Below are 10832 nucleotides of genomic sequence, written 5' to 3'. Positions count from 1 at the left end.
GGCGGTGGCCGCGGTCGGCGGCCTGGAGATGGCCGTGTGCCGGCCGGCCACGCGCGAGGCGCTGCAGCGGATGCTGCTCGACGGCACCGAGATCTTCCACTTCAGCGGCCACGGCGAGTTCAGGACGCCGGCCGACGGCGGCGCGCCGTCGGCCCACCTGGTGCTGCAGCGCGACGACGGCGCGAGCGACCCGTGGGAGGTCGATGCGCTGGCGCGCTCGCTGGCCTCCAAGGGCATCCGGCTCGCGGTGCTCGCGGCCTGCCAGTCGGCGCGCACCGACGGCCGCAACAAGTGGGCCGGTGTCGCGCCGTCGCTGGTGCGGGCCGGCATCCCGGCGGTGGTCGGCATGCAGTACTCGGTCTACGACGCGAGCGCGGTCGCGTTCTCGAAGATGCTGTACCTGGCGCTGTCGCGCGTCGACACCATCGACGAGGCGATGGCCGAGGCGCGCGGCGCCATCCTGAACCTGAACCTGCCGACCGGCCGCGATTTCGCGACACCGGTGCTCTACATGCGCATCGCCGAAGGGCACGAGCTGGGGCTGCGGGCCGCGCTCGCGCTGCCTGCTGCCACGCCGCCTGCTGCGCCATCCGGTGCTGTGCGCACCGGCTCCAGCAGCGAAGTCGCCACCGTGCTGTCGGAGATCGCCGAGCTGTACGACCACAAGGTGGTGCACGATGCGCTGCACTCCACGCGCGGCGACCTCACGCTGATCCAGCTGCGGCGCGACGAGTTTCCCGCCGGCAGTTCGCTCGCGCAGTTCTCGGCGCACTGCCGCGACATGAAGAAGCGCCTGCTCGACGTGCGCCGCGTGGCGCAGCAGGAGCGCTGCGACGCGCAGCTGATGCAGCCGCTGATCGACGAGTTCGCCGCCGCCGTCGGCACGCTGGAGGAGGCGCTCGCCCAGCGCTCGGTCGAGCGGCTGGACGACGCACTCGCCGCGCTCGACACGCTGCTGACGGTGCAGCCGGCACTGGTCGACACGACGATGGCCACGCTCGCCAAGCACCTCGACCTGGAGCTGCTGCTGGCCTTCCTGGGCGGCATGGGGGCCGATTTCGACGCGCGTGCGGTCGAGGAGATCCGCGCGCTGGGGGCCAGGCTGCGCAAGGGCGCCACGGTGCACACGCTGTGCCAGGGCCTGGACAACCGGCTCGCGGTGATCCGCAAGGCCGCCGAGGCGCAGCGCTTCCACGAGATCCGCCGCCAGTGGCGGGTGCTGTCGGACTCGATCACGCGCATGCTGCCCGACTGGACCTCGGCCGGCTGCGCCGACCTGGGCCGCCATGCCGAGCTGCTGGGCAGCGGCGTCGCGGCCAACGACGCGCTGTCGACCTGCACGGCCTTCGGCGAGTTCTGCGATGACTTCGACTACGGCTTCTACACCATCGATTCCGACCTGAAGCAGCTGTGCGGCGACATGAAGGACCGGGTGTCCGGCGGGCACCGCGCCTGAGCGGGCGGGGAATGGCGATGAACCAGCCGGACCGACTGCCGTTCCAGACGATCGCCGACTTCCAGGAGGTGCATGAGGCCTTGATGCTGCGGCTGGACCAGGTGGCGGTGGAAGCCGAAGCGCTGGCCGAGGGGGGCGCCGGCGCGGCCGACCCGGAGCGGCAGCAGCTGATCGGCATGTTCCCCGACGTCGCCGGGTTCCTGCAACGCGGCGCGGCCGGTGGCGCCTACCTGGACGAGACGAAGGAGCGCCGTGCCTGCCAGGCGATGCTCGACTACTGGGCCGGCCGCTGCTACAGCCACGGCCTGGACGTGGCGCGCCCGCTGCTCGCACCGCACGATGCGGCGCTGCTGCCGCAGCTGTCGGACGATGCCTGCCCCTACCTCGGGCTGGCGGCGTTCGGCGAATCGGATGCCAGGCACTTCTTCGGCCGCGACGACCCGATCGCCGCGCTGGTGGAGCGGCTGAAGCGGCAGCGGCTGCTGCTCGTCACCGGCGCGTCAGGCAGCGGCAAGTCGTCCCTGGTGCTGGCCGGGCTGCTGCCGGCCCTGCGCGGCGGCGCGGTGGACGGCAGCGCGGCGTGGGTCTACCCGCCGCCGCTCACGCCGGGCGTGGCCCCGCTGCGGCAGCTGGCCGGCGCGCTGCTGGCCGCGGCCGGAACGCTCGAACCCGATGACGCGTCGCTCGGCTCGCATGCCGAGCAGATGCTGCACCACCCGGCCCATGCGGTGGCGATGCTGGCGCGGCTCGCGCAGCCGGTGCTGCTGGTCGTCGACCAGTTCGAGGAGGCGCTGACGCTGCGCACCGAGCAGACCTCGGCGGCGCACCTCGCCTTCGTCGCTGCGCTGTGCGCGCTCGTCGATGCACCGGGCGCGGCGCACCGCGTCGTCGCGACGATGCGCAAGGATGTCGAGCCGCAGCTCGCCCGCGAATACCCCGACCTGAACCGCCGCTACGGCGAGGCCGAGTTCTCGGTGTACTCGATGGAGGCGACGCGGCTGCGCGAGGCGATCGAGCGGCCGGCGCAGCAGGTGGGTTTGAAGTTCCAGGCCGGCCTGGTCGATGACCTGATCAAGAGCGTGGTCGGCGAGGACGCCAGCCTGCCGCTGCTGCAGTTCAGCCTGACCTCGCTGTGGGCGCGGCGCAAGGGCAACCTGATCACGCGCGACGCCTACCGCGAGGTGGGCAGCCCGCGCCAGGCGATGGCCGAGGCCGCCCAGCGGGTGTACGAGAACGAGCTGTCGCGCGAGCAGCAGCTGGCTGCGCAGAAGGTGTTCCTTGCGCTGTCGCGCCCGGGCGAGGCCGCCACCGTGTTCCGCAGCCGGGCCACGCGGCGCGTGCTGCACGGCGTGGCCGATGCGCCGAACGTCGATGCGGTGCTCGACAAGTTCGTGCGCGAGCGGCTGGTGCGGATCACGCCCGCGCCGTCGGGCGATCCGCTGGACGACGTGGCCGAGGTGGCGCACGAGTCGCTGCTGCGCAACTGGGACCTGCTCGACCACCTGTTCGCCGAGCAGCGCGTGCAGCGGGAGCGCCGCGCCTTCCTGCGCAAGCAGGCCGAGAAATGGCGCGAGGGCGATTTCGACAAGGCCTTCCTGCTCGGCGGGCTCGCGCTCGAGCAGGCGAACGCGGAGTTCGACCGCGACGCGATCACGGCGCTGGAGCGCGAGTTCCTCGATGCGAGCGATGCGGCCGAGCTGGCGCTGCAGTACGCGCGCGCCGACGAGGAGGCGAAGCGCATCGCCGTCGAGCGCGAGCGCGCCGACCTGGCCGAGGCGCGCATGCTCATCGAGAAGCAGGCGACGGCCCACCAGCTGCATGCCAACCGGCGCATCGCGAAGCGGCTGCGCTGGGCCACCGTGGCGGGGTTCTCGGCGCTCGGGCTGTTCGTCGCGGCGCTGCTGGGGTGGCTGGCGACGTCGGCCGCCCAGCGCGACGCGGAGCGCGAGAAGGACAGGGCGAACAAGGCCGCCATTGCGCTGCTCGACAAGGCGAATGCGGATGCCCAGGCGGCCTACCGCAATGCGGCCGCCACCCAGCTGGAGGCACAGCGGGTCAGCGAAGACGCGGTCCAGGCCAGCGAGGCCGCGATGCGGGTCGGCAACCAGGCGCGGCAGCAGGCGGCCTCCGCGCAGCGGCAGACCGCGCTGGCACGGGCGGCGATGGCCACGGCGCAGCAGCAGCGCGACGACACCTGGCTGTCGATGCTGGCCTCGCGCGCCGGCAGCGTCGCGGCGGTCAATGCGGAGCAGAGCCTGGCGCTCGCCAACGATGTCTTCGAGCGCGACCCGCAGCGGCAGAACGCCGTGGCACCCGCCGTGATCGAGGCGACGCAGTACCGCTGGGCGACGCAGCGGCTGACCCGCGACCTGGTCGGGCCGGTCGATGCGCTCGTGCTGGCGCCGGACGGGCAGCACCTGCTGGTGGCCGGTGCGGAGGGCGTCGACGAGTGGGAGCTCGGCCTGCCGGCCTTGCGGCCGCAGCGCCGCCTGGCCTGGCCGGCCCCGCCGGGCGCCGTGCACAGCGTGGCCTACGGCACCGACGGCCGGCAGGTGGTGGCGGCCACCGACGCGGGCGTGGTGCTGTGGCCGGCATCGGCGGCGAGCGGCACGGCGGCGCCGCCACGCGTGCTCGAAGGCAGCGGCGATGTCGGCCGCCTCGGCTTCAGCCCCGACGGCCGGCGGCTGGCCGCCATCACGGCCGATGCGAGCGAGCTGCGGGTGTGGTCGGTCGACGACGGCAGGCTGCTGTTCCGGCGGCGTCCGCAGAACGCCGACACCGGCGTGGTCGGCGGCCTGATGGGCGCGGTGTTCCGCGCCGAAGGCGACGAACTCGTCGCCGTGCAACGCCCGGGCTGGCCCGGCTTCGGCGTGCGGCTGTTCACCTACGACGGCCGGGGCGCGCTGACCGCCAGCGCCGACGAGCAGCCGTGCAAGGACCTCGGCTATGCGTTCGCGCAGGGCGGCGGCACGCTGGGCGTGTCGGTGATGCCGCAGCTGTGCCTGCTCGACCTGCAGCGCCTGCAGCTCGACCCGGCCGGCGGCGCGCATCCGTACCAGCGCATCGACCGCAGCGAAAGCGGCGGCGTCGACGACATCGTCATCAACCGCGACGGCCGGCGCATCGTCAAGCTGCTGCGGGGCGCGAACGAGGTGCAGGTTGCCGACCTGGTGTCGGGCGGGCTGTGGCGGCTGCAGGGCGCGTTCGACATGCCGGTGCGCGACACCTACGAGTCGCTGGTGAGCCTGAGCGAGCAGGGCAACCGGCTGGCGATCAAGGCGGCCGACGGCGCGGTGCGCGTGTACGACCTGCGCCCGCGCCTGCGGCCGCTCGGCGACCGCGTGGCGCCGTGGTGGGTGAGCCGCGACGAGTCCCGCATGGTGACCGCGATGCGCAGCCCCACCGGCGACGCGCTGCAGCTGCGCCGGCTGGGCGACGGCCAGCTGCTGCAGCAGCTGGACACGCCCGACCTGTACGACTCGGTGGTCGAGATCGGCGTGTCGCCCGACGAATCGCAGCTGGTGCTCTCGGGCCACTGCGAGACGGCCGAACGCCAGTGCCTGAGCGGCTTCGACCTGGCCAGCGGCCGGCAGCTGTCGTGGCACCGGCACGATGGCGTCATCGCACGCGCCGACGACCTGCACCTGGTGCGCGATGGCAGCGAATGGCTCCTCTACACCGCCGCCGAGCAACCGCTGTTCCGCATGCCCGCGGCCGAGGCCACCGGTCGAGGCGGCGCCGGCCGGTTCGACCCGCGTGCCGATTCGCTGGTGCTCGGCCATGCGCGGCTGTTCGCGACCAAGACCGTGCTGCCCGGGCGCGTGCGGATCGAGGTGCAGGCGATCGAGCAGGGCACGGCGCGCGTGCTGCGCCGCATCGAGCGGGAGGCGCCGGACGGCATGAACATGGCGCTGCGCGGCGGCGGCCGGGTGTTGCAGCTGTGGGACGCCCGGCACACCGAGCTGTGGGACCTGCGGGCCGAGTCGTCGACCCCATCGCTGCAGCTCGGGCCCTCGTCGCGCGGCAGCCTCATCGTCAACGAGGCGACCGGGCTGGTGGCACTGCGCGGCCCGTCCGGCTGGGAGCTGCTCGAGCTGCGCGGCGGTGCGGCGCGCGGCAGCCTGCGGGCCGAGATGAACGTCGATCCGAGCGGGCGCCATGCCTTCGGGCAGAGCGCCTCCGGCGACGGGCTGGAGGTGCGGTCGCTCGACGATCCGGCGGCCCCGCCGGTCGTGCTGAAGGGCTGGCCGGCGCAGCCGGCATTCAGCCGCAGCGGCGGCGTGATGGTGGTGCGGCTGCCGGACCAGCAGCGCCTGCGGGTCTACCGCCTGCCGTCGACCGAGCCGATCCTCGAGACCGACCTGCAGGTCTTCGCCGAGACGCAGCTGACGGCGCAGGGCGGCTACCTGATCGACCGCAACGGCCGCCTCATCCCGACCGACGGCAAGCGCGTGATGGAAGAAGCGCAGGCGCAGGCCAGCCGCGACCTCGACCCCGGCGAGCGCTGCCGCCTGATCGGCGCGCCGCCGGGCTGCCTGGGCGACAAGCTCAAGCCGCGGCGGGCTTCTTCCAGCTCGCGCTGACCTTGATCGAGCCGTTCGCCTCGCCCTTGGTGAGGCAGGGGATGCCGGCCTCGCCCTTGAAGCCGAGGTTCAGCTCGACGCTCCAGCTGTCGGGCTGCGTCGCTTCCAGCGCCTCGCGCACCGGCCGCGTCACGGCGGCCAGCAGGCTGCGCATCTCCTGGCCGATGTCGCGCACCTTGTCGGCCACCGCACCGCGCTCGACCAGGCCGCCGCGCTCGACCAGGCCGGTGGAGGGCGGCGCATCGGCGGCATCGACCTCGACGCTGAGCAGCACGCCGTCGATCAGGATCTCTCGTGTGGCCATGGCGGTCCTCCAGACGCGTTCAACCGCGTTCGCCGAGCATAGGCGCCACGGCCGGCGCGGTCGTCGTCAGGGTTGGGGATGCGCCACCGTCGGCCGCACCGTCAGGTACAGCGGCTGGCCGGTCGCGTTGCCGCGCAGCAGCTTCAGCACGCAGTCGCGGTTGATGCGGCTCGCGTCGAGCGCCTGGTGCAGCCGGTCGACCGACTCGATCGCCAGGCCGTCGATGCCGATCAACAGGTCGCCCTCGCGCAGGCCGGCGCGCGCGGCCGGGCTGCCCGGCTCGACCGCCGACACCCGCACGCCATGCGATTGCCCGAGCCCGAGGCCGACGACGATGCGCCGGTCGAGCGCCGTCGTGCTGCCGCCCACGCCCAGGTAGCCGCGCTGCACCCGGCCGTGCTGCAGCAGCTGCGGGATCACCCATTCGGCGATGTCGATCGCCACTGCGAAGCTGATCGACTGCGCGCCGCGGATGATCGCGGTGTTGACGCCGATCACCTCGCCGCGCGCGTTCAGCAGCGGCCCGCCGGAGTTGCCGGGGTTCAGCGCCGCATCGGTCTGGATCACGTCCGGGATCAGCCGGCCGGTGCCGGCGCGCATGCTGCGGCCGAGCGCGCTGACGATGCCGGCCGTCACGGTGTGCTCGAAGCCGAGCGGGTTGCCGATCGCGATCGCGATCTCGCCGCGCCTGAGCAGCGCCGAGCGGCCGATCGGCAGCGGCGTGAGCCCGCCGCGCGACATGCCGTCGATGTGCAGCAGCGCGAGGTCGGTGTCGGGGTCGTCGCCGACCCAGCGCGCATCGAACTCGCGGCCGTCGCTCAGCGACACGCGCTGGCGCGTGACCTGCGGCGACGGCAGCGCGCTGCCGCCGGCGCGCGTCACGTGCGAGTTGGTCAGCAGGTAGCCGTCGGGCGTGAACAGGAAGCCGGAACCGCCGCCGAGCGCCGCATCGCGGTTGCTGGCGTGGCCGACCACCTTGACCGACGCGACGCTCGGCCCGGCGCGCTCGACCACGCCGGAGACGGTCTCGGAATAGGCATCGAGCAGAAAGGCGTCGTTGGCACCCACGGGGAGATCCTCCAGACAGCGCATGTGGGACCCAGCACGCGCGCTTTCAAGTACCCGTTCGCCCTGAGCTTGTCGAAGCCCTGGTGACCTATCCCGACACCACCCGGTCGCGGCCTTCTGCCTTGGCGCGGTACAGCGCCTCGTCGGCACGCTGCAGCAACTGCTCGGCGGTTTCGCCTTCGCGCAAGGTCGCCAGGCCGATGCTGACGGTGATGTGCAGGCCCGCGGCGACGTCGCCCCAGGCCTCGCCCGACACCGCGCGGCGCACCCGCTCGGCGATCGCGAGCGCGGTGGCCGGCTCGCTGGTGGCGAGCAGCAGCAGGAATTCCTCGCCGCCGTAGCGGCCGATGCGGTCGTCCGCCCGCAGCGAGCGCACCGCGCCGAGCACGAAGCGGCGCAGCGCGGTGTCGCCCACCAGGTGCCCGTGGTTGTCGTTGACCAGCTTGAAATGATCGAGGTCCATCAGCGCCACCGACGGCCGCGCGCCGGCCTGCAGCGCGTCGTYGAGCGCACCGAGGATCGCGCGGCGGTTCAGCGCGCCGGTCAGCTCGTCGCGCGTGGCCAGCGTGTGCAGCTGGTTTTGCGCCTGCGCGAGCTCGCGGTTGCGCGTGCCCAGCAGCTGCCGCACCGAGGCGCCGTACAGCCCGACCACCGCGCAGCGCCCGATCGCCATCGACAGCCACACCGCCGACAGCGCCGCCTGCCAGCGCGTGGCGACCGGCAGCGCCGGGGCCTGCTCGGCCAGCCCGATCGCGAGGGCGAGCCCGAGCGAGATCACGGCCCACAGCGGCACCACCTGGCGCGGCGTGAGCCGCAGCGCGCTGAACGCGAACACGATGAAGACGATGCTGATCGACAGCACGCCGACCGCGGGCGCCAGCACCACCATCGCCAGCTGCAGGCCGGAGGCCGTCAGCATCTGCGGGCCGGTCAGGTACGGATCGGCGAAGCGTTCGCTCCAGCCGCGGTTCAGCATCAGGAAGAAGGCGCCGCCGGCGAGCGCGCCGCCGAGCAGGTAGATGACGGGCGGCAGCAGGCCGACCGCGCCGGCCGCGTGCAGCAGGAACAGCAGCAGCGCGTCGATCGCATAGCTCGCGACGCTCATGCGCAGCATGCGCATGCGCTCGCCACGGCGGCGCAGCGCACGGGCGCCTGGCTCTTCCGGCGCGGTCGGCGGCAGGTGGCTGCCGGCGGCGGGGAACGGAACGGGGGGAAACGGCGGAACGGATTGCAGGCGATGGGGCATGTCGGGGCTCGCCGTCAATCTCGGCCCGCTCCCGGGCATCTTGAGCACGCCGGGCGTGGCAGCGTGCATACCTCACGCGAGCTGCGTCAGGGCTTTCACCGGGGATGGCTCAGGTCGGCCGCGGCGCTGCCGATATCTGTCGCTGGAAAGCCGTCGCCCGGTGGTTGGACCGGGCTCGAACGGTTGCCGGAGTTTCGAATGACCTCGCTCAAATCCCCGTGGCGCGCGCTGCTCGGCTGGCTGCTGGCCGGTGCGCTCGCGTGCGCCATGGTGGCCTGGGCGATGAAGACGGCGTCGCGCGCGCAGTTGCGCGCCGATGCCGAGCACAGCGCGCAGCAGTGGGCGGGCTATGTGCGCGACACCGTGCCCGACCTCGACAGCCTTTTCGCCGGTGGCCCGCTGACGCCGGCCGCCCTCGAGCAGCTCAGCCGGCTGCGCCACCTGGGCGAGGTGTTCCGCTTCAAGTTCTACGACCCGCACGGGCGCGAGCTGCTGGTGTCCGAGCAGCTCGGCCTGGGCGCCGAGGAGCTGGCGCGCGCGCGGGCTGCGGCACCGCTGGATACGCTGGCCCGCAGCCCCGAGGTGCGCGAGCTGGTGCTCGGCGGGCGCAGCATCATCTACCTGCGGCAGTCGCAGCGCGCCGACCGGCCGCGCGTCTACAGCGAGGCCTATGTGCCGGTGCAGGGCGCGCACGGCAACGTCGGCGGCGTGGTCGAGGTGTATGTCGACCAGGCCGAGCGGGCGGCGCGCATCGCGGCAGCCTTCGTGCGGGTGGCGATCGCGGTGGTGCTGGCGCTGGCGCTGCTGCTCGGCCTGAGCCTGCGGCAGTGGTTCGTGCGCTCGCGGCTCGAGCGCCAGGCCGAGGACCAGGTGCGCTACCTGGCCGAGCACGACCCGCTGACCGGGCTGATGAACCGCGCGAGCTTCACGGCGGCGCTCAGCGAGGCCGAGGCGCGTGCGCGCGCCGGCGGCCCGAAGTTCGCGGTGCTGTGCCTGGACCTCGACCATTTCAAGCTGGTCAACGACACGCACGGCCAGGCCGCCGGCGACGGCACCCTGTGCGCCGTCGCGGGCCGGCTGCGCGAGGTGGTGCGGCAGTTCGACCTGGTCGCGCGCCTGGGCGGCGACGAGTTCGCGATCCTGCAGAGCGGCGTGCGCGGCTCGGACGATGTCTCCTCGCTCGCGCAGCGCGTGGTCGACGTGCTGGCGGCGCCGCACGAGCAGGGCGGGCGGCGCGTGGAGGGCGGCGCGAGCGTCGGCGCGGCGATCTACGGCACCGACGGGCTGACGCGCGACGAGCTGCTGCACAAGGCCGACCTGGCGCTGCACCGCGCGAAGGCCGATGGCCGCGGCCAGTTCAGCTTCTACGACGCCGCGATGGATGCCGACCTGCAGCTGCGCCGCGCGCTGGTGCACGAGCTGCGCCATGCGATCGCGTCCGACCAGCTGACGCTGCACTTCCAGCCGCTGTTCGAGGCGCAGGCGCTGCGCCTGAGCGGCTACGAGGCGCTCGCGCGCTGGTCGCATCCCGACCGCGGCGCGATCTCGCCGGCCGAATTCATCCCGCTGGCCGAGCAGGCCGGGCTGATCGAGGCGCTCGGCCGCTGGGTGCTGCTGCGCGCCTGCGAGGAGGCGGTGCGCTGGCCGCAGCACCTCGAGGTGTCGGTGAACCTGTCGGCGGCGCAGTTCCAGGGCGACCTGGTCGGCGTGGTGTCGGAGTGCCTGACGCGCTCGGGCCTCGCGCCGCAGCGCCTGCAGCTGGAGATCACCGAATCGCTGCTGATGCGCAACACCGAGCAGGTGCTGCAGACCCTGCAGACGCTGCAGGCGCTGGGCACGCGGATCGTGATGGACGATTTCGGCACCGGCTACTCGAGCCTGGCCTACCTGTGGCGCTTCCCGTTCCACAAGGTCAAGATCGACCGCGCGTTCACGCAGAACATGGAGCGCGACCCGAAGGTCGACCTGATCGTCGGCTCGATCGTCTCGCTTGCGCACGCGCTGGGCATGCGCGTGAATGCCGAGGGCGCCGAGACGGCCTCGCAGCTCGCGCGGCTGCGCTCGCATGGCTGCGACGAGATCCAGGGCTTCCTGCTCGGGCGACCGGTGGCGTCGTACCAGCTGCGGCACGAGGATGCGGCGCTGTGGCGCTCGCCGCGCGACGAGCCCAGGGTG

General features: G+C 73.3%; 6 protein-coding genes. 3 read left to right on the top strand and 3 right to left on the bottom strand.

Going from position 1 to position 10832, the window contains the following annotated elements:
* Positions 1-1456, top strand: a 1456-nt coding sequence (locus AC1D1T_RS25090) for a CHAT domain-containing protein (protein WP_477992689.1), incomplete at its 5' end; no start/stop codon positions are given.
* A gap of 17 nt (positions 1457-1473) precedes the next feature.
* Positions 1474-6039 (top strand): nSTAND1 domain-containing NTPase, encoded by a 4566-nt coding sequence (locus tag AC1D1T_RS25085; RefSeq protein WP_477992688.1) that lies wholly within the window; start codon positions 1474-1476, stop codon positions 6037-6039.
* Here the strand turns inward: AC1D1T_RS25085 and AC1D1T_RS25080 are convergent.
* The 3 genes from AC1D1T_RS25080 to AC1D1T_RS25070 form a co-directional block, all read right to left on the bottom strand.
* On the bottom strand, positions 6005-6343 hold the full coding sequence (locus AC1D1T_RS25080; protein ID WP_477827206.1) for a CU044_2847 family protein: 339 nt from the start codon (positions 6341-6343) through the stop codon (positions 6005-6007). The two genes, AC1D1T_RS25085 and AC1D1T_RS25080, sit on opposite strands and share 35 nt — an antisense overlap.
* Positions 6344-6409: 66 nt before the next feature.
* Entirely contained in the window at positions 6410-7435 is a 1026-nt protein-coding gene (locus AC1D1T_RS25075) for a S1C family serine protease (RefSeq protein WP_082004338.1), read from the bottom strand.
* A 64-nt stretch (positions 7436-7499) separates the two neighbouring features.
* A complete protein-coding gene (locus tag AC1D1T_RS25070) occupies positions 7500-8657 on the bottom strand; it encodes a GGDEF domain-containing protein (RefSeq protein WP_477992687.1) in 1158 nt (385 codons plus the stop codon).
* Positions 8658-8855: 198 nt separating this feature from the next.
* Between AC1D1T_RS25070 and AC1D1T_RS25065 the strand changes: the two genes are divergently transcribed.
* On the top strand, positions 8856-10832 hold a 1977-nt coding region (locus AC1D1T_RS25065), incomplete at its 3' end, for a putative bifunctional diguanylate cyclase/phosphodiesterase (RefSeq protein WP_477992686.1).

The sequence above is a fragment of the Rhizobacter sp. P2_H3 genome, from assembly GCF_056403355.1.
Note: the sequence above shows the minus strand (reverse complement) of the source record. Positions and strands in the feature narration are given on the sequence as shown.

Excerpts from the sequence above, each read along its gene's own strand:
- AC1D1T_RS25085 (WP_477992688.1), top strand. The coding sequence starts at position 1,474 with ATGAACCAGCCGGACCGACTGCCGTTCCAGACGATCGCCGACTTCCAG.
- AC1D1T_RS25075 (WP_082004338.1), bottom strand. The coding sequence starts at position 7,435 with ATGCGCTGTCTGGAGGATCTCCCCGTGGGTGCCAACGACGCCTTTCTG.
- AC1D1T_RS25080 (WP_477827206.1), bottom strand. The coding sequence starts at position 6,343 with ATGGCCACACGAGAGATCCTGATCGACGGCGTGCTGCTCAGCGTCGAG.